Below are 19,890 nucleotides of genomic sequence, written 5' to 3'. Positions count from 1 at the left end.
ATGGCTTTTTATGTTTATGACTACTTAACAACCGTTTGGTTCATCGAACCTTCGACAAGGTAATGCTCTAACTTTCTATCCGTACACTATCTATCACTTGACTAGCGAACGACACCCCGACGACTTTTTTGCAAAGAATCAATAAGCAGCTGAATTTTTGGCTCTTTCGGTAATAGCTCTTGCTTTAGAATTTCAAGCGACTGAGCTGTCGTTAAGCCTGATCTAAAGATCGTGCGATACGCTTGACGTAAGATGTCAATCGTGTGCTTAGACCAGTCTTTACGGCGCATTCCTTCTACATTGAGACCATGGGTTTTTGCCGGATTGCCAGACACCATAGTAAAGGCTGCTACATCTTTTAAGATTAAACTGGCACCGCCCACCAAGCTATAATCATCCACGGTACAGAACTGATGAATACCTGAGTTACCACCGATAATCGTATGATCGCCAATCGTTACATGGCCTGCGATGCCAACATTATTAGCCAGTACGTTATGATCACCAATCAAGCAGTCATGAGCGATGTGCGTATTAACCATCATCAGGTTGTGGCTACCAATTTTGGTCAGTCCACCATCTTGGGCTGTGCCACGATGTAAGCTACAAGCTTCTCGAACGGTATTATGATCGCCAATCTCAAGCCAAGTACGCTCACCTGCATACTTCAAATCCTGTGGATCTTCACCGATGCTGGCGAACTGATAAAACTGATTGTGGCTGCCAATACGGGTAAGTCTTGCCACGACGACATGCCGATGCAGCGTCGTATATGCGCCAATCGTCACCTCGTCGCCAACAATACAATAAGGACCGATGATAGCAGTCTCATCAATCTGAGCGGACGGTGAGATGAGTGCTGTTGGATGGATCTGACTCATAATTTAGGCCTTTGTATCATCTGATGCAAGTAAATAGTAAAACAAATACAACCAATTTAACTTTATAAATTAAGCCAATACCCGTTCAGATTATAATAATTAGTGGTTAGTACTATCGCCGATATAAGCGTCAGTCTTTGAACGATTAAGCCAGTCTTCATTCCAAGATAGTGAAGATAAACTATTGCTCTTGGCGGGCAATCATGACTTGAGCACTTGCGGCCAGCTCATTTTCAACATGTACCGTACAATCAAATTTATAAATACCGCGCTTTTGCATAACCGTTTTGGCACGGATAATCAGTTGATCACCAGGAATAACACGGCGCTTAAAACGCACCTTATCCACCCCTGCAAACAGATATAGATAGCCATCTTCGGCAGTCAATCCGGCACTAATAAAGCCTAATACGCCAGAAACTTGCGCCATGGACTCTACCATTAATACCCCTGGCATAATCGGTTCATCAGGAAAATGGCCATTGAAAAATTCTTCATTAATGGTCACGTTTTTGATACCAGTAATGCATTCCCCAGGCTGACAAGCAATAATTTTGTCTACCAACATAAAAGGATAACGATGTGGCAAATAATGCTTGAGCGTATGATAGGTTAGCGGCAACGTCAGACCTTGCTCCGCTAAGCTTTTGATGTCTTCGTCGGATGGGATATCGATATGGGTACTGCTCATAATGACGCTTCCTTGCTATATTAAAAAAGCTGTATGTAAAAAGCTATGTTAAAAAATTTATGGATGACGAACTTGTATAGGCACTATTCACTGCCGAGCTGACGAAAGCGTACAGCGGCACGGCGCCATTTAGCAGTCGGCATGGCAGCTGTTCCAGAGGAATATGACCCTGCGACCTTAATTGACTTGGTCACCATGGTCATTCCCGACAACGTCACATCGTCGGTGATATCAATATGACCAGTGATACCAACTGCCCCACCGATAACACAGCGTTTGCCAATACTCGTGCTGCCCGCAATTGCCGTGTGGGCAGCAATAGCCGTCCCATCACCGATGTGCACGTTATGAGCAACCTGTACAAGATTGTCAATAATAACATGATTGCCAATTACCGTGTCATCAATAGCACCGCGATCAATACAAGTCTGGCTACCAATACGTACATGATCGCCGATGATCACACGACCAAGCTGAGCGATGCGCTCCCAGCCCGTAATACTCGGGTCTCTGGTTGGGGCAAAACCAAAGCCTTCAGACCCTACGCTGACGCCAGCATGCAGCCTAACATGATTGCCAATAATACAGTCATGGCCGATGACGACTTGCGACTTGATAAGGCAATCAGTACCGATAGTACTGTGGGGTTCGACGACCACATGGGCATCAAGACGACTGCGCGCACCAATGCTCGTATTGTCACCAATTACACAAAATGGACCAATACTGACCTGTTCACCAATGATCGCACTATCCGCAATGACCGCACTAGGATGGATACCAACCTCTGGCGTTTGACGAGCAAATAGTTGACTGGCACTCGCATAAGCTAAGTAAGGCGCTGCCACTACCAGCGCTATCGACATTGCTGGTACTTGGTCACGGTATTCAGCAGTGACAAACACTGCCGCTGCCTGACTGTTGGTCAAGCTAGAGACGTAATGAGAATTTGCCAAAAAGCTTAATTGTGCATCATTAGCAGTGGTTAAACTACCAACACTGTTGAGTGTCAGCTGTAACTGTTCAGCGCTAAGATCAGCCTTATTAATGATAGGCTGACGCTGCTCAATCCGCGTGATAAGTTGCTCAATCGTTATCATAGTTGGCATTAACATTAGAATGAATAAAAGGGTCATCAAGTTGAAACATCAACTCGATGACCTATGAAGATCAGATTTTTGATTGATTTATAATATTGACTTAATATAAACCATTAAACTAAGCTAATAATCGTTGGCAACTTAGAACGTGCTACCAATCTGGAACTGTACTTTCTCAGTCTCATCACCTTCTTTATCACCGAACGGTACGGCATAACTCAATGAAATTGGACCGATTGGCGTATACCAAGTCACACCCGCACCCGCACTATACCGCATGTCATTATCTTGCGTTAATAGCTTTATTTCACTGCCATCTGAATTCTTAGTCGGGTCACCCGTATTAGGGTCAATAAACGTACGATCTTCTTTACTCGTAGTATCAAATACTTGACCACCTTCAGCAAATAGCACTGGGCGCACTTGATCTGCCCAATCACCCTTAAATGGCATTGGTAAGATCAGCTCACTACCAAAGCTGACCAAGGCATTACCACCGACCTCTTCGTCTTTAAAGCGGCTGTCACTATTAATCGCGTCAAAATAACCTTGTGATTTAGGACCTAGTGTTGACGCTTCATAGCCACGCACCGAGCCATAACCACCAGCATAAAAGTTTTCGTAGAAGGGTAAGTCATTGCCGTAACCGAGCTTGGTATAACCACGTGCTACTAAATCTTTATAAAGTGGATAGTACACATTGCCTTGATAAACGAGTTTTTGATAATTGGCATCACCAAGACCAATGGTCGCGTCAACCGTATGACTCATGCCTTTGGTCGGAAATACTGGGCGATCTAAAGTGCTGTAATCCCAACCAAACAGCAAGTTATAGGTCTGATAGTCGTTTTTGAAGCCAGTACGACCTTCAAAGTCTCCAGTAAAGTTTTCAAACGATCCGCCATCATCGATAATCTGTTGTACGTTTGATACACCAAGGAAGCGACCACCACGTACTGACGTGTTATCAACGTTTAGACCAGCACTAACACGCTTGGTTTCATCGACAGGATAGCTATAGTTCAGCGTAGCACCATAAGAATCGGTGACATAGTTACTGACGTTTCTGTCATCATATTTGGTTTCGCGATAATAGGCACTCAGACCCTGAGAAACACCGTTTTCGGTGAAGTACGGATCGGTATAACCCAAGCTATAAGAATCACGAGTTTCTGAACGTGATAGCGCCGCTTTAACGCGGTTACCCGTACCCATAAAGTTATTTTGCGTCAAATCTAACTGGAAAGTAACACCGCCACTTTGCGAGTAACCGGCAGCAATCGTTGAGCTACCAGAAGGCTGCTCTTCAACCGTAAAATTCACATCCATTTGGTCTGGCTGATTCGGTACTGGCTTGACATCGACGTTGACTGCTTTAAAGAAACCTGTACGCATCAGACGCGTACGTGACAACTGAATTTTTTCGCTAGAGGCGAGCGCCCCTTCCAATTGACGCATTTCACGACGCAGTACCACATCCTGAGTTTTGGTATTACCTGTAAAGTTAATACGGCGTACATAGATAGGACGTGCTGGATCGATATAATAATCGACATCGACCATTTTAGTTTCGTCGTTAATACGCGGTACTGGTCGAATTTGTGCTAAATAATAACCTTCATTCCCATAACGGCTCTTTAGAGAAGCAGTCGTGGCATCAAGCTTGGCTTGTGAATACTTTTCATTTTGCTCAAAAGTAACCAATTCTTTAAGCTCATTGGTCTCAAATGTCGGCTTACCTAAGAAATTCACTTCCCCAAACTGATATTGCTCGCCTTCACTCAAGCTGACTTCAATAAAGACGCTGCGTTTGTCTTCACTGATATTGAGTACCGCATTATCCACGTTAAAACGCACATAACCATCGTTCTGATACAGCGCTTTCAAATTCTCTAAACTGGCAGCCAGCTTTTCTTTTGCGTAGCGATCAGACTTAGACAGCAAACGTGTCCATGACGACTCTTTGACAGCGAAAACGTCTTTAATCTCTTCGTCACTAAAATGTGTGTTACCAATAACATTGATATCAACCACTTTAGCAGGCTTACCTTCGATGAAGCGCACATCAAGCTTGACACGGTTGCCATCCAGTAGCGTTTGATCAACTTCGATATTACTATTGTAATAACCTTGGCTAATATATTGCTGCTGTAGTTCATTAGCGACACCCTGCAATGTCGATTGCTTAAGTACACTACCGACTGACAGACCAGCGTTGCCAAGTCCTTGCTCTAGACCTTCTTTTGGAATGAGCTTGTTACCTTCGAAACTGACCTCAGCAATAATTGGACGCTCAACGACATCAAATCGTAGCTGACCGCCTTCGACACGGCTTTGGATGTCGGCAAAGTTATCAGTCGCATATAGCGCCTTAATACTGGCTGCCAGACTACTATCATTCGCCGTGTCGCCTACCGAAATAGGTAAAACCGGATAGAGACTATCAGGAGTTAGGCGTTGTAAACCATTGAAACCGATGTCAGTGACCACAAATTCTGCCGCCTGTACAGGCATACTCATCATCGCTACAACTAACGGCAACCCTGCCGCGCTCATAAATAAAGGCGTACGCATAAACACTATCCGTCAATAAAAAACTTGCTGAAGTTAAGTTAAAAAGCACATGTTGTCTAGCCCAATCCGAGTGAAATCATTCGCTCACTCGCGGGAGACTCAGGACACTTTATATAAAACGCATCATAAAATAAACTAAAAATTACGATTAGTACAGAGACAGCGATACAAAAGAGCGCAGCACGCCTACCAATAATCAGCGCACGATACGCGCAAAACCATTAGTGTATCGCGGCTTACCCTTTAGACTGCTCTGTAGTCTATCAAAACAGCCGACTGATATCATTACCAATTGCTAACACCATGAAACCTGCCAGCAAGAGTAAGCCGATATTTAGCCCTGCCATTTGTATTCCTTCCGAGAGAGGCTTACCACGTATCAGCTCTATGAGATAATACACAATATGACCACCATCTAACACTGGAATCGGTAAAAGATTGAGTACGGCGAGGCTCAGGCTAATCAAAGCAGCGGTGGACAATACCATCTGCCAACTGATATCAAAGCTTTGTTTGGCGACTTTAGCAATCGTAATAGGCCCTGATAAATTGTCCAGACCAATCATACCTGAGAGCATTTTTCCCATTGAGCTGACCGTCATCACCGCCAACTGTTCTGTCTTTTCAAACGACTTAACCAATGACTCACCAGGACCATACACGACGGTGGCTTTATAAGCATCGGGAATGACAATCTCAGACTGCGCTACCATAGCACCAATCTGCCCAAAGTCATTACCTAGATTGTCTTTTTTACCTTGCGGCATAATCTGTAATTGAACAGATTTTCCGTCACGCAAAACCATAAAATTAAGCAGTGTTTCAGGATTATCGCGGATGATACGGGTAGCACTAATCCAATCTTTAATTTCTGTATCATTGATAGCTGTGATGCGATCGCCGACTTTTAACCCCTGCCGACTGGCAGCACCATCAGCACTCAAATCACCAACGATAGGTTCAATATCTGGCTGCCATGGTAGCATGCCAAAGCTCGTTAGCGCGTCTTTACCTTGCGAGGTGCCTTGCATAAAGGTTTTAACGGGTGCTTGATAAGTCTTCGTTGCATTGGAAGTCTGTGACTCTGATTTCAAGGTTATACTGACGTTATCAGTCTCGCCCATCCGTCCAGCAAGGCGATAATTAATACCTTCCCACGTTTGCACCTCATGACCATCAATCGCAACGATTTTATCACCAACGGGCAGCTGTGCTATAGCCGCTGGTGTATCAGGTAATACTTGCCCAATCTTTGTCGCCAACTGCTCTGATGGCGTCATAAATAACACCCAAAACAACGCAATCGCGATGACAAAGTTCATGATAGGTCCAGCGGCAACGATCGCAATCTTTTTTAGCGGATGCTGACGATTAAAGGCCAAATGTAGCTCATCTTTGGCTACCTCGCCTTCACGTTCATCCAGCATCTTGACATAACCACCCAGCGGCAGCGCTGAGATACGATAATCAATACCGCTCTTTTTGCTCGTCCAGCCAAAGAGTTTAGGACCAAAACCGATCGAATAGGTCAAAACTTTAACACCGCAGAGTCGCGCTACAATGTAGTGCCCCCATTCATGTAAGGCAATAAGCGGACCTAAGACAAATATTGCCGCAAGGAGCGTTAATAAAAACGTCATGATCTTTTCTCAGTATTTTCTCTTAGCATCTTCTATTAATATCACTTTTAAACTAAGAAACTCTTGCCATGATTATGCCAACTTTGCCACAAGCTTGTCAGTAAGATGGCGCGCTATCTTATCAATTGTTAATATATCTTCTATGTCAGCCGTGTCGTTTAATGGTGGTACCTGTATCTCATTTAAGGCTTGCTCATTAATATCAGCAATATCCGTCAAACGAATCTGACCGTTCAAAAATGCAGCAACGGCAATTTCATTAGCAGCGTTAAGCACAATCGTTGTCTGTGTGCCTGCTTGCATGGCTTGACGGGCAAGACGCAAACACGCAAACTTCTGCAAATCAGGCTGAATAAATTCTAGAGCACTTAGCGCAAACAAGTCTAAAGGCTGCGAGCCGCTTTCGATACGATCAGGGTAACTGAGCGCATGAGCAATCGGAGTTTTCATGTCTGGGCTGCCGAGCTGCGCTAAAAAGCTGCCATCGCTATATTCTACCATTGAGTGGATGATACTTTGTGGATGAATGACCACATTTATTTTATCTTCAGGCAAATCAAATAAATGACAAGCCTCAATCAACTCAAGTCCCTTGTTCATCATCGTTGCAGAATCGACCGATATCTTTTGCCCCATCGACCAGTTTGGGTGTTTAACGGCTTCAGCGACGCTCGCTTGCTGCATCTGAGCAAATGACTGCTGCAAAAATGGCCCGCCAGATGCGGTTAACCATAACTTACGGACACCATGGTTTGGCTGATGAATTTGAGTGTTATCTCGTTGAATAGCGAGCGGCAGACACTGAAAAATTGCATTATGTTCAGAATCGAGCGGCAGCAAGGTGGCATTGTTCGCTTTAACGGCATTTATCATTACCTGACCTGCCATTACCAACGCTTCTTTATTTGCCAATAAAATACGCTTGCCTGCCCGTGCGGCGGCCAAAGTAGAAGGCAGGCCAGCGGCGCCAACAATAGCAGCAACAACGGTATCAGTTTGCGTATCGGTAGCAATATCGACCAGCCCTGCTGCCCCGCCTACCACATCGATATTGAGACCTGCCGCGCTGAGGCGTTTGGCAAAGTCATCGACTGCGGCTGTCGGCACGCTGACACGCTTGGGCAAAAACTGCTGGCAAAGCGCAAACAATTTGTCTAAGCGGTGGTAGCCTGATAGCGCATAGACTTGGTAATTGAGCGGTTGCGCCGCCAAAATTGCTAGCGTGCTATCGCCAATCGAGCCTGTTGCGCCTAGTACGGCGATGCGTTGCGTCATAACCATCGGTGCCCACAATATTGTTACTATTAAAATTTAAATAAAAAATCAGGAGAGTTAATAAGGTATGAATAAAGGTATGAATAACAGCAAAGCATCGATGCTAGATTATATCGATGCTTTATTATAATAGATAAAACTAAGATGTTGGCAAAAACCAGTCGCCTAATCAGACTCAGCAAATCAATGAGCCTGCATCAGTCCCTTAAACGACGATGAGGCCCAACTGCTGTATCGCCCAAAAGCCAAGCGCAAATATTGGCGTCGCAGACAATAGCGAATCAATACGATCAAGTATCCCGCCATGCCCCGGTAAAATCGTTCCTGAGTCTTTTACATCAGCGCGGCGCTTGAGCATCGATTCAAACAAATCACCGAGTACAGAGGCAAGAATAGTGATGGCTGATAGCGACACAAATGCAATTAATGGTACACCAGTTAATTGCAGTTTGAAGACACTAATAGCAACCACCACTAGCAGACCAGTCACAAGACCGCCAGCCAATCCTTCCATGCTCTTGTTAGGTGAGACATTTGGTGCCATTTTTCGGCGACCGAGCTTGCGACCTACAAAATAAGCACCACTGTCCGCACACCAAACCAGTAAGAATACGTAGAGTAGCCACCATGCTGACAGCTGCCACAAATAAAACATCGCCGTAATCGATGCAGTCAATATAACTGCACCCATCAACGCTAGTTTCTTTCCGTACCAATTGGTGTGCGTCGGGAATACCCTGACCCAAGATAGCGCCATCAACCATATAGCGAGTGAAGCCACCCACCAAAACAGCCAAGTTACTTTGAACATCAGCGAAACTAAAGTCAGTACCAATACCAATACCACAAACACCGCAGGCTGGCGCCACTTTGGCATCAGCTTTGTCCATTCATGCGCCGCGATAATCACGCCAATGGCCAATAATGGGGCAAACAAGATAGGGGTTTGGCTCGCAAACATTGCAATACCAACGATAATAACGAGAACAATTGCCGTTTTAATTCGTTGCCACATACTTGTCGAACCTTATAATAATGAAAAATGTCTGGTCAAAAAGTGCCTTATATAAAAGTGTCTTATATAATAGCTAATCTACAATAGCCTACTAATGGTGATTGAGACCAATTAAAGCGGTTTGTGACTGCACAAGCAAGTAATATTAATGGCTTGATAGATTTTTCGAATACACACGTTTTAAAACAGTGACTGTATTTCGTCAATAAATGCCAGCGAATATGCTACAGATTTAATAATGAATCACGTCATCATGAACCACTCGATCCTGACTAAATCGATGGCTTTAGCGCTGCTGCTCTTTCACTATCTGCTCGCTAGTTTTGCCAAAACGGCGTTGACGCTGTGCGAACTCTGCTACCATTGCTGCCAACTCATCGGCAGTAAAGTTCGGCCATAATGTCTGGGTAAAGAACAGCTCAGCATAAGCTGATTGCCACAATAAAAAGTTAGAAATTCGGTACTCACCGCCCGTCCGCACCAACATATCAACTGCAGGCGCATCGGCTAATTGCACATAGTTACCAAGCATTTCTTTATCAATTTCTGCAGCGCGCAACTCGCCGGCTTCTACTTGCTGTGCCAGCTGTTTTGCGGCATTGGCGATGTCCCACTGCCCCCCATAACTAATGGCAATCACCAATGTCATGGCTTCAAAATGAGCCGTTTCTGCTTCTGCATCTGCCATCAATGTCTGTAAATCATGACTAAGCTGGCTACGATCACCGATGAAACGCAAGCGAATGCGGTACTCATTCATACGCGGCATCTGCTCATGAATGGTCGATGTTAGCAGCTGCATCAATAGCGCCACCTCGCTAGGGGGACGTTGCCAGTTTTCACTGGAAAAAGCAAATACTGTTAATACTTCGATACCCGCATCGACACAATACTCCACGATAGGATCTAGCGCATCTTTACCCGCCACATGGCCTTGGCCTTTACCGAGCGCATTGGCTGTACCATAGCGATTATTACCATCCATGATAATGGCGATATGACGAGGAATGAGTACAGGAGCCAAAACGGTGGGAGTAGACATGGGCGATACGACTTATTGTTGAGGTAAAATAATGTATTGAGGTAAAACAATCATAACGCGCTCTATCGCATTAAAAAAGCGTCATGCTTAAGATTCACAAACTTATCATAAACCAGTTTAGAGCTAATGAAGATTGGAAAACCATTTTTGTAAACTGTTAAGGCCTATTTGCGAGCTATTAAAGAAACGTTATAAAACTCTGTGCTTATGTCATCACAATCCATATAGCAATAGACAGCCAATAGTGATTGACCATTAGCTGTCTATTATTATGATATTGTCTGCATCAAAAAACTTAATTTTTAAGCGCTTGATTTATTTTTTATTGATAAAAAATAAATCAAAGACAGTGCTTAAACGTCCATCAAATCGCTTTCTTTTTTGGTCAGACTTTTATCGATAGTTTCGATATATTTGTCAGTGATTTTTTGAATATCATCACTGGCGCGGCGCTCGTCATCTTCTGAGATTTCTTTTTCTTTGGCCAGCTCTTTGATGTCATTCATCATATCGCGGCGGATATTACGGATAGAGACTCGGCTGTTTTCTGCTTCTCCACGCGCAAGCTTTTGCATATCGCGGCGCGTTTCTTCGGTCAATGCTGGCATCGGTACACGAATCACATCAGCAGTCATTGGGTTCAGACCCAGATCTGCTTCACGAATGGCTTTATCAATCGCTTGTACCATGGTACGGTCAAACGGTTGAACAAGTAATGTACGTGAGTCTTCAACGTTCACACTGGCTACCTGATTAAGTGCTGTATCAGAACCGTAGTAGCTGACCATCACACCTGACAACATACCTGGATGCGCACGACCCGTACGAACTTTACTAAAAGTGCTCTCAAGCGCTTCCAATGTCTTTTGCATGCGTGCTTCGCCGTCTTGCTTAATCTCTTTGATCATCATGTATCCTTATTTATCGCTATCGACAAATCATTCATTGTTGTTAATTATTAAGGTATTAACTGTTAAACCAGTGAGCTATTTATTGCCATTGCCATAATAGTGCTAATGACCGCTGTATCAATATGAATTAATGAAAAACTCGTGTGCCTTCATTTTCGCCCATAATGACATTCAACAAAGCATTAGGTTTGGTCATATCGAACACTTGTAGCGGCACGTTGTGCTCACGGCATAAAGCAATCGCGGTCAAATCCATAACGCCAAGCTTTTGTTCTAATACTTCATCAAAAGTCAAACCGTCGTATTTCACTGCGTCGTCATGTAAGCTTGGGTCTTTGTCATAAACCCCATCTACTTTGGTGGCTTTTAGAATCAAACCTGCTTCGATTTCAATACCGCGCAGGCAAGCAGCCGTATCAGTGGTAAAGAAAGGATTGCCCGTACCCGCGACAAAGATACACACTTCGCCATTTTTTAGGTAGCGAATGGCGTTGCGACTGCTATAGCTTTCGGTCACTTCGCCAATAGGCAAAGCTGACATCAAACGCGTTTTGATATTGCGACGCTCAAGGGCATCACGCATCGCCAGACCGTTCATGACCGTCGCTAGCATACCCATCTGATCACCGGTGACACGACCAACCAAGCCTTCTTTTTGTAACTGGGCACCGCGATATAAGTTACCACCGCCGACCACGATACCGACTTGTACCCCAAGCCCTCGCAAGTGCGCGATAGACAAGCTCATCTTATCGAGCACTTCGGTATCAATACCCATGTCTTTGCTACCGGCTAAGGCTTCACCAGAGAGTTTCAGCAAGATACGAGAGTAACGCGGGTTTTTGTCAGACATGAGGTCACCTTATTTCGTTAAACTATAGTTTCGTTAATTATAATTAAAATCATCGGTAAAACACAAATACAGTTAGCCTTTAAACTCGCTTATACCGCCATACTTGATGGTAGGCGTGTAAAAAGGCTAAATTGCGCTAATTGTAGCAAAAACTGCCTATCATTGGGCAATTTTCACTCACATATTATCGTAGTCATTTAACCTTTATAGCGGTCATTTAAATAGCAGTCATCTAACCTTGATAACTGGCAAACAAATCGTATTCGCTAGCATCATCAATCGTGACCGTGAGGAATTGCCCGACTTTGACTTGCGCATTGATATCATCAACATAGACATGACCGTCAATCTCAGGGGCGTCAGCATAGCTGCGGCAAATCGCAATGCCCTCGATACTATCAATCTCATCGACCAATACCGTCAAGGTTTTGCCGATTTTTTCTTGTAGCTTCTGTGCTGAGATGTCTTGCTGTAGCGCCATGAAACGCTCGTAGCGTTCTTGCTTCACTTCTTCAGGAACGTGGTCTGGCAAATCATTAGCCACTGCGCCTTCGACTTCTGAATAAGTAAAGGCACCCACGCGATCAAGGCGAGCCTCGACCAACCAATCAAGCAGGCATTGAAAATCTTCTTCCGTCTCACCGGGGAAACCAACGACGAACGTCGAACGAATAACGATGTCTGGACAAATCTCACGCCACGCTTTGATACGCGCCAAGGTGTTTTCGCTGTGCGCTGGACGCTTCATTGCCTTTAGAATGCGATGGCTGGCATGTTGGAATGGAATATCAAGATAAGGCAGTAGCTTCTTCTCGCCCATCAACTCAACGACTTTGTCCACGTGCGGATACGGATAGACATAATGCAGACGCACCCAAATACCCAAGTCGTTCAATGCTTGGCATAAGTCATAAAACTTCGACTTGAGCGGCATGCCATTCCAAAAACTGGTTCTATACTTCAAGTCCAGCCCATAAGCAGAGGTATCTTGCGAAATAATTAGCAGTTCTTTCACGCCAGCGTTTTTTAGCGCCATGGCTTCATTCATGACATTATCAATCGGGCGCGAGACCAAATCTCCGCGCAAGCTTGGAATAATGCAGAAGGTGCAGCGATGGTTACAACCTTCCGATATTTTTAGATAAGCATAATGGCTTGGGGTTAATTTAATACCCGCCTCATTGATTAAATTTATCTTTGGGTCGTAGTTTGCGTCCAAACTGCGGTTCGGCTTGGGTACATGCTGCGCCACTGCCGTAATCACTTCGTCATACGCATGCGCACCGGTCACGGCTAGCACGGCTGGGTGCATGGCACGGATTTTGTCCGCCTCTTTACCCAAGCAACCAGTAACGATCACTTTACCATTTTTGCTAATAGCTTCACCGATGGCGTCCAATGATTCTTGCACCGCAGATTCAATAAAGCCGCAGGTATTGACCACGACGAGATCGGCACCTTCGTAATCACTGGCAACTTGATACCCATCGCGGCTCAATTCTGTAATAATACGCTCACTATCCACTAGTGCCTTTGGGCAACCTAGTGATACAAAACCAATCTTTGGCGCGGCACTAACAGGCATCGTGGCAGTCGCATTGGCTGTCGTAACCTCACTGCTTTGCTCAATGCTACGGTTTTGATTGTGATTGGCTTTATGATGGTAAGGTTCACTGCTATCCGTCGAGCTTTGCGCAGGCGTTGCTGTCGGCTTGGCAGGATTAAAGAGGGTGGCAGTGTCTTTTGGGGCAATAGACGCTGACGAGGATGTTGCGATTGTCGTATTAATAGACTCGATAGAAGTTTTGGGCATGGCTGACCTTGCTAGAGATAAATTGGCTGAGCGCATTGTACGTTTTTTTTGTGATAATCACCAGTTTTGCCGCGCTAGTGTATTGATTTATGGTTAAATATTACGTTCAGTATTATTCTTTATTAGGCACTGACAATGACAGCTGATTTTACAACCGCCAAACCGACTCCTGACTTAGCCTTTATATCACAGCATTTATTCACCGCTATCTTGTGGGTCAATGACGAGCTAGTCATTACGTGGCTAAATGCCCAAGCTGAACAATTACTAGCCATCAGCAGTGAACGCTTGCTCAATCAGTCAATATTGACCCTGCTCGCAACCGATGAATTAAAGCTCGATGAGCGCGCTGCTCAGACTCTGGATAACGACAACAATAACAACGAACATAACAAGCTAGATAATCACTGCGCCTTGACCGAGCGATTTCATCAAGCAAAGCAATATCAACAACCCTTTATCGATCATGATCACATCATCAAAACCCCACTCAACGGCAACTTACCGCTCTCAATCGACTATAGCGTGACGCCTGTCATCTATGAGCAGCAACCTTACTTTATCATTGAGATGTGGGGTAAAGACCGTCAAAGCCGTATCTCAGAAGAGCAGCGTCAGCAACAGCAATATAATGTTGCCCGTCATATGCTGCGTTCGGTTGCCCATGAAATCAAAAACCCATTGGCTGGTATTCGCGGCGCGGCACAATTATTACAGCGACAATTTATCAAATTCAGCGAGGCGACTGCTTTACACAACCCTCCATCTCCTGCTATTAGCGATATAAATTCTGGCGCAAATCCAGCTCCGAATGGTGATAAGCAGTTGCAAAAAACAGCGCAGAAACTCCGTAGTTATACTGATATCATTATCTCGGAGACAGACCGCTTAACCCATCTTATCGGACAGTTTCTTGGCTCCAATCAGCTACCAAACTGGCAAATGCTTAACATTCATGAGCCAATTGAGCATGTTTTAACCTTAGTGCTCAATCAGTACCCCCAAGTTGCACTGCAACGTGATTATGATTTGTCGTTACCTGAGTTATGCGCTGATAAAGATCAGTTGATTCAAGTGTTTTTAAACCTAATTAACAATGCCTGTGAATCAATGACTGAGTTTGAGCAGACACTTCAACAAAACGCGCCAGCCAAAGCTGATCAATTACCTTCAGATATTTTGCATAGTAGTCTTGAGGTTGAGAAAACCTATCAACCAAAACTGCATATTCAAACGCGCATTGCCTTCCAACATACGATTGGCAGCCAACAGCACAAACAAGCTTTGCAAGTTAGCATTACGGATAATGGCTCAGGGATAGATGCGGCGCTGATTGGGCAGATATTCTTCCCGATGGTGACCAGTCGTGCCACTGGTACTGGTCTTGGCTTATCGATTGTGCAAGATATTATCAGCTGCCATCATGGTATGATTGACGTCAGCTCAAATCAAGCACGAAGCGCTAACCCAAATTCTAATCCCAGTTATAATTACAATAACAGTCAGACTCGTTTTACGCTGTACTTACCCTTTAAACAGCCCGCAACCGATGCGTAAAAATTATGGCTGAACCTATCAAACAACAACCCTGAATCACTTGCTCATTAGGCCTGATACATGACTGCATATAACGACAACCTTAAATCTAACAGCGACAATCAAGGCTCGAATGATAAAACATCTGGCAATCAAACATTTGACAGCCAAACGCTTAATAACCAAGCACTTAACAATCAAACACTTAATAACCAAGCTATGAAAGTAACGGTCAATAATGCGCCTGCTGACAACCCTGCGACCTTATGGCTCATCGATGACGATGCAGCGCTGCGCTTGGTACTGGCGGATACTTTTGAAGATGCTGGATTGACGGTCATCAGCTTTACCCAAGCACAAGCAGCATGGACACGCCTCAATGATATCTTGCAGCAGCGCGAGTCAGCCACGCAGCTACCGGATGTGATATTGACCGATATTCGGATGCCTATGATGGACGGCTTGTCTTTTAGCGACTGGGTGCATAAGCACTTCCCTGCGTTGCCGATTGTCATCATGACAGCGCATTCAGACTTGACCTCTGCCATCAATAGTTATCAGACAGGAGCATTTGAATATCTGCCGAAGCCGTTTGACTTAGATGATGCAGTCGCTACGATTTATAAAGCGATTAATTTTCAACCAGACATGGCGAAAATAGATCAACCAAATGAGTCGGATGCCAAAACAACTGCAAATAAATCGCCTGAGACAGATACGAAGTCCACTAGTAAAAATAAAGCCACTCATAACACTAAGATAGCCACCAAAGCCCATAAGACGACTAAAAACAAAGCTGAGATCAAAAATGATTCACAAGCCAATGACAACCCCAGCGGCATCATTGGTCAGTCACAAGCGATGCAAACAGTGTTTCGTGCGATTGGGCGATTGGCGCACTCACCCATTACCGTTTTGATTACCGGTGAATCAGGCACAGGGAAAGAGCTGGTCGCCAGTGCCCTGCATCAGCATTCACCGCGTCATCAGCAATCATTCATTGCCCTCAATATGGCCGCGATTCCGCATGATTTGATTGAGTCGGAGTTATTCGGTCACGAAAAAGGTGCGTTCACTGGTGCAACGACGACACGGCAAGGTCGTTTTGAGCAAGCTGATGGCGGTACGTTATTTTTGGATGAAATCGGTGACATGCCGTTCAGCACCCAAACGCGGCTGCTACGGGTACTGGCAAACGGTGAGTTCTTCCGTGTGGGCGGACAGCAACCGGTCAAAGTGGACGTGCGCATCATTGCTGCCACCCATCAAAACTTGGAAGAACTGGTCAAACTAGGTCGGTTCCGTGAGGATTTATTTTATCGTCTCAATGTCATTCGTCTACCGCTGCCACCACTACGGACGCGCCGCGAAGATATTCCTGCTTTAACCAGTTATTTTATGCAGCGCGCTGCTAAGCAAATGAACACCGCCTTAAAACAGCTACAGCCTGCGGCGCTACAGATTATGCAAGCCTTTGACTGGCGCGGTAATGTGCGTCAACTTGAGAACGTCTGCCTATGGCTAACGGTCATGGCAACCGGAGATACAGTCATGGTTGATGACTTGCCGCCAGAGCTGCTTGAAGCGATGCCAGCAAACACAGAGTTGCAGCCACAACAAACGTCATCCTCGTCTGAATTTGATCAGTACAACCAGCAGCACACCGGTGATAGCTCACATAGCCCCAATATAGATAGCAATAATATAGATGGCAACAATTTAAACAGCCACAATCTAAATAGCCAAAACATCCAAACTCAAAACATCGCTAAAAATCCAAGTTGGCAGCAGGCATTGGCAGAGTGGGCCAAACAAGCGCTACAAACAGGCGAAACTGACATTTTGCAAACGGCAACGCCTGAGTTCGAACGAGTGTTACTTACAGCGGCACTCAATCATAGCGGTGGCAAAAAGATAGCGGCTGCCAACTTACTCGGCTGGGGACGTAATACGCTCACCCGTAAATTACAGCAGTTAGATATGTCAGCAGCAGAGACGCAGACCAAAGAGTAATAAAAACGCAAAATCATTGAATTAATAATTCCAGTAAAATCAATTATTTATCGTATAAATCAGAAATAATCGTTAAATAATTAAAAATAATTGCAAAAAGGGCTTGTCAAACCATTCAAACTCTATATAATAGCCAACCACTGAGACGCACTACCGAATCAGTTAACTATCTACGTTGTGTTTGAGTTTAAACGCTAATAATGATAGAGTAACGAAAATGGGGCTGTGGCGGAATTGGTAGACGCACCAGATTTAGGTTCTGGCGCCGCAAGGTGTGAGAGTTCGAGTCTCTCCAGCCCCACCATCTTCGGATAGTACATCTTAGACCAAATATCAAAACCTGCTTTTTAGCAGGTTTTTTTGTGTCTGGAGTTTAGCTATCTATTATCACAAACGCTCTAAACCCTCCAACACCTCTTCCATACTCCGATATCTTTTCTCCACCCGCTTCGCCAATGCCTTATCGACCATACATTGATAACGACTATATTCTGATGACAGCTTTGGAATAGGCTGTTGGCAATGCTGAATCGCCCACGCTTTTAATTTATCATTGCTGTTGACGCTTACCTGAAACGGTCGCCTGCCCGCCAATATCTCAACCATCATGACGCCAAATGCATAGATATCACTTTGCACCGTTGCGCCCTTCCCCTGCCAACGCTCAGGTGCGAGGTACGCTGGCGTGCCTGCAGGATTTGCCACACTTATTGCGTTGAAGCGCTGCGCTAAGGCAAAATCGGTCAACAATAAATCAGGCATTACACTGCTATTATCCGCACTATTTGGCAACAAACCATCTAGCAAAATATTACTGGGCTTAATATCATTATGCAACCAGCCAGCGTGATGCAAATTGGCTATCAAATACGCTGATTGATTGATGAAGTGATGCTTTTGTGACGCTATCAGTGACAGATATTTTCGCCCACTCAACTGTCTCGCCAAGCTACCATTAAGATAATAAGGCATGACTACTATTACCAGCTTTTGAGGCTGCTCTAGTATTTGAACGTTTACACAATGATGAGCTAATAGTGGCGGTGCTATAGCGATAGCATTATCTTTGATTTTCAATGAAGTATTTACAGCAGCTAAAACGTCTGCTTCATGAGTTAAATTGGGCGAGATACGATAAGCGGCATCACTCAACTGCCATTTGATCATGACATGACCAAACCGTGTATGTTGGGCGCGTGTTAAGCCTTGATAATAAGTATTTTCAATATTTTGCGTATGCTCATGATTTTGCTGAGTAATACGCTGGTGAACGACTTCGCTAAAATGCAGTGTGGTCAGTACTTGCGTAATAATGGGTAATAGCTGCTGAGATTGCGCCTGTAACGCTTGCTTAATAGACAGATTACTGGCACTATTTTCCATGGTGTTTTTCTCATAATAGGGTGAGATTACTGCCTGCCTGTTCGTATCATTTCCAAAAATAATAGTAGCGCGAATAATTTTGACCAGTACTACGCTCAGTAGGTGCCAAAAGTTTAGCCACGTTAATGATATTTTTGGGTATGGTATTAAAGACAACCTTAAATACTTGAGCCACTATGTCACAACCAATCATCCCAACCACGCCCTCTAATCAGCCTACTTATGCCCTACCTCAACCGTTGTTAGATTTGCTCAGTCAGTACTTGCAAGAGCAGGTGACACCGACGATTGAAATCGATCCATGCCAGCTTGCTTATCGCTGGGTTGGTGGACGCACTGGTAATTTAGAGCCTTTGTCGGTCAATCTATTTTTGAGCTTAGATGACTTGCATGGTATCGATACGCAAAAGTCTAAACTGGTACAAAACACGCGCCAGTTCCTAAAAGGCTACCCTGCCAATCACGTGCTGATGACGGGTACACGCGGTGCCGGTAAATCATCATTGATTCGCGCCTTGCTACAAGCCCATCATAGTGAAGGCTTGCGTATTATTGAAGTTGCTCGCGATGATCTGCAAATATTAGATAAGATTCGCGCTGCCATTAATGCCCTACCAGCAGATTGTAATTGCCGCTACATCGTATACTGTGATGATCTCGCGTTTGACGGTCAAGATGAAAGCTATCGTACGCTAAAGAGCGTGCTTGATGGCTCGCTAGACTCTGAGCAAGACAAGCTACTGGTCTATGCCACCAGTAATCGCCGTCGCCTGCTACCGCAAATGATGAAAGACAATGTCAATATCTACAATGGTCAGACGGATGAAGTCAACCCCTATGAGGCTATTGATGAGACCGTGTCATTGTCAGATAGATTCGGTTTATCACTCACTTTCCATCCTATGGATCAGCAGACTTATCTGCATATCGTTCAGCATTATCTGAATTTAGAGCAGCAGAAAATCTCAGCTGATATGGATAGCGATGCTAAGAATGTTTTGGAAAGTCAGACCATGCCTGACAAGATCAAAAAGGACGCGCTACGTTGGGCCTCTGAACGCGGTGGGCGCTCGGGACGGGTCGCTTATCAATTCAGTCGTTATTGGAGTGGAAAAACGCAATTGGCTTTCGCAGATAGTCAATTGGTAAATAACAAGCTATAA

The 19,890-nt window shown here is 44.7% G+C and carries 15 protein-coding genes and 1 tRNA gene; 4 read left to right on the top strand and 12 right to left on the bottom strand.

Translation table 11 applies throughout. From position 1 onward, the window contains the following. Window positions 1-101: 101 nt before the first annotated feature. The 11 genes from lpxA to rimO form a co-directional block, all read right to left on the bottom strand. Window positions 102-881, bottom strand: a complete 780-nt coding sequence (gene lpxA / locus ACTQ9T_RS02505) for an acyl-ACP--UDP-N-acetylglucosamine O-acyltransferase (RefSeq protein ID WP_189580617.1) — start codon at window positions 879-881, stop codon at window positions 102-104. 181 nt (window positions 882-1,062) lie between these two features. After that, window positions 1,063-1,572, bottom strand: a complete 510-nt coding sequence (fabZ, locus tag ACTQ9T_RS02500; RefSeq protein WP_189580613.1) for a 3-hydroxyacyl-ACP dehydratase FabZ — start codon at window positions 1,570-1,572, stop codon at window positions 1,063-1,065. A gap of 83 nt (window positions 1,573-1,655) precedes the next feature. Next, the gene (lpxD, locus tag ACTQ9T_RS02495; protein WP_201591074.1) at window positions 1,656-2,672 is read right to left on the bottom strand and encodes a UDP-3-O-(3-hydroxymyristoyl)glucosamine N-acyltransferase; all 1,017 of its coding nucleotides are present in this window, start codon (window positions 2,670-2,672) and stop codon (window positions 1,656-1,658) included. A 141-nt stretch (window positions 2,673-2,813) separates the two neighbouring features. Then, window positions 2,814-5,246: an outer membrane protein assembly factor BamA gene (bamA, locus tag ACTQ9T_RS02490; protein WP_210540134.1), complete on the bottom strand. Its 2,433-nt coding sequence runs from the start codon at window positions 5,244-5,246 to the stop codon at window positions 2,814-2,816. A gap of 263 nt (window positions 5,247-5,509) precedes the next feature. After that, window positions 5,510-6,886 carry an RIP metalloprotease RseP gene (gene rseP, locus ACTQ9T_RS02485; RefSeq protein ID WP_440463971.1) on the bottom strand — a complete coding sequence of 459 codons (1,377 nt, stop codon included), beginning with the start codon at window positions 6,884-6,886 and terminating at the stop codon, window positions 5,510-5,512. A 72-nt stretch (window positions 6,887-6,958) separates the two neighbouring features. After that, window positions 6,959-8,167: a 1-deoxy-D-xylulose-5-phosphate reductoisomerase gene (ispC, locus tag ACTQ9T_RS02480; protein ID WP_440463970.1), complete on the bottom strand. Its 1,209-nt coding sequence runs from the start codon at window positions 8,165-8,167 to the stop codon at window positions 6,959-6,961. A 199-nt stretch (window positions 8,168-8,366) separates the two neighbouring features. Then, the gene (locus ACTQ9T_RS02475; protein ID WP_010200237.1) at window positions 8,367-9,176 is read right to left on the bottom strand and encodes a phosphatidate cytidylyltransferase; all 810 of its coding nucleotides are present in this window, start codon (window positions 9,174-9,176) and stop codon (window positions 8,367-8,369) included. 286 nt (window positions 9,177-9,462) lie between these two features. Beyond that, on the bottom strand, window positions 9,463-10,218 hold the full coding sequence (uppS, locus tag ACTQ9T_RS02470) for a polyprenyl diphosphate synthase (protein WP_440463969.1): 756 nt from the start codon (window positions 10,216-10,218) through the stop codon (window positions 9,463-9,465). A 353-nt stretch (window positions 10,219-10,571) separates the two neighbouring features. Beyond that, the gene (gene frr / locus ACTQ9T_RS02465) at window positions 10,572-11,126 is read right to left on the bottom strand and encodes a ribosome recycling factor (protein ID WP_010200239.1); all 555 of its coding nucleotides are present in this window, start codon (window positions 11,124-11,126) and stop codon (window positions 10,572-10,574) included. A gap of 130 nt (window positions 11,127-11,256) precedes the next feature. Then, window positions 11,257-11,982, bottom strand: coding sequence for a UMP kinase (pyrH, locus tag ACTQ9T_RS02460; RefSeq protein WP_010200240.1), 726 nt, complete (start codon window positions 11,980-11,982; stop codon window positions 11,257-11,259). 232 nt (window positions 11,983-12,214) lie between these two features. Further along, complete coding sequence (gene rimO, locus ACTQ9T_RS02455) at window positions 12,215-13,795, bottom strand: 30S ribosomal protein S12 methylthiotransferase RimO (RefSeq protein WP_440463968.1); 1,581 nt, start codon at window positions 13,793-13,795, stop codon at window positions 12,215-12,217. A gap of 135 nt (window positions 13,796-13,930) precedes the next feature. Between rimO and ACTQ9T_RS02450 the strand changes: the two genes are divergently transcribed. The 3 genes from ACTQ9T_RS02450 to ACTQ9T_RS02440 all read left to right on the top strand — a co-directional run bounded on the left by ACTQ9T_RS02450 (window position 13,931) and on the right by ACTQ9T_RS02440 (window position 17,648). Next, window positions 13,931-15,352 (top strand): two-component system sensor histidine kinase NtrB, encoded by a 1,422-nt coding sequence (locus ACTQ9T_RS02450; protein ID WP_440463967.1) that lies wholly within the window; start codon window positions 13,931-13,933, stop codon window positions 15,350-15,352. A gap of 198 nt (window positions 15,353-15,550) precedes the next feature. Further along, on the top strand, window positions 15,551-17,344 hold the full coding sequence (locus tag ACTQ9T_RS02445; RefSeq protein WP_440464449.1) for a sigma 54-interacting transcriptional regulator: 1,794 nt from the start codon (window positions 15,551-15,553) through the stop codon (window positions 17,342-17,344). A 219-nt stretch (window positions 17,345-17,563) separates the two neighbouring features. Continuing rightward, window positions 17,564-17,648 (top strand) — tRNA-Leu (locus ACTQ9T_RS02440). Between the two features lie 83 nt (window positions 17,649-17,731). Here ACTQ9T_RS02440 and ACTQ9T_RS02435 read toward each other — a convergent pair. Continuing rightward, on the bottom strand, window positions 17,732-18,727 hold the full coding sequence (locus tag ACTQ9T_RS02435) for a serine/threonine protein kinase (protein ID WP_440463966.1): 996 nt from the start codon (window positions 18,725-18,727) through the stop codon (window positions 17,732-17,734). 176 nt (window positions 18,728-18,903) lie between these two features. Between ACTQ9T_RS02435 and ACTQ9T_RS02430 the strand changes: the two genes are divergently transcribed. After that, on the top strand, window positions 18,904-19,890 hold the full coding sequence (locus ACTQ9T_RS02430; protein ID WP_440463965.1) for an ATP-binding protein: 987 nt from the start codon (window positions 18,904-18,906) through the stop codon (window positions 19,888-19,890).

This window comes from Psychrobacter sp. ASPA161_6 (assembly GCF_051970285.1).
GTDB classification, from domain to species: domain Bacteria; phylum Pseudomonadota; class Gammaproteobacteria; order Pseudomonadales; family Moraxellaceae; genus Psychrobacter; species Psychrobacter glaciei.
The sequence above is the reverse complement of the archived record's forward strand: the minus strand, read 5'-3'. Positions and strand labels throughout refer to the sequence as shown.

Coding starts and splice junctions, on each gene's coding strand:
- rimO (WP_440463968.1), bottom strand. CDS start 13,795: ATGCCCAAAACTTCTATCGAGTCTATTAATACGACAATCGCAACATCC.
- ACTQ9T_RS02475 (WP_010200237.1), bottom strand. CDS start 9,176: ATGTGGCAACGAATTAAAACGGCAATTGTTCTCGTTATTATCGTTGGT.
- pyrH (WP_010200240.1), bottom strand. CDS start 11,982: ATGTCTGACAAAAACCCGCGTTACTCTCGTATCTTGCTGAAACTCTCT.
- ACTQ9T_RS02445 (WP_440464449.1), top strand. CDS start 15,551: ATGAAAGTAACGGTCAATAATGCGCCTGCTGACAACCCTGCGACCTTA.
- bamA (WP_210540134.1), bottom strand. CDS start 5,246: ATGCGTACGCCTTTATTTATGAGCGCGGCAGGGTTGCCGTTAGTTGTA.
- frr (WP_010200239.1), bottom strand. CDS start 11,126: ATGATCAAAGAGATTAAGCAAGACGGCGAAGCACGCATGCAAAAGACA.
- fabZ (WP_189580613.1), bottom strand. CDS start 1,572: ATGAGCAGTACCCATATCGATATCCCATCCGACGAAGACATCAAAAGC.
- lpxA (WP_189580617.1), bottom strand. CDS start 881: ATGAGTCAGATCCATCCAACAGCACTCATCTCACCGTCCGCTCAGATT.
- ACTQ9T_RS02435 (WP_440463966.1), bottom strand. CDS start 18,727: ATGGAAAATAGTGCCAGTAATCTGTCTATTAAGCAAGCGTTACAGGCG.
- rseP (WP_440463971.1), bottom strand. CDS start 6,886: ATGACGTTTTTATTAACGCTCCTTGCGGCAATATTTGTCTTAGGTCCG.
- lpxD (WP_201591074.1), bottom strand. CDS start 2,672: ATGATAACGATTGAGCAACTTATCACGCGGATTGAGCAGCGTCAGCCT.
- ispC (WP_440463970.1), bottom strand. CDS start 8,167: ATGGTTATGACGCAACGCATCGCCGTACTAGGCGCAACAGGCTCGATT.
- ACTQ9T_RS02450 (WP_440463967.1), top strand. CDS start 13,931: ATGACAGCTGATTTTACAACCGCCAAACCGACTCCTGACTTAGCCTTT.
- ACTQ9T_RS02430 (WP_440463965.1), top strand. CDS start 18,904: ATGTCACAACCAATCATCCCAACCACGCCCTCTAATCAGCCTACTTAT.
- uppS (WP_440463969.1), bottom strand. CDS start 10,218: ATGTCTACTCCCACCGTTTTGGCTCCTGTACTCATTCCTCGTCATATC.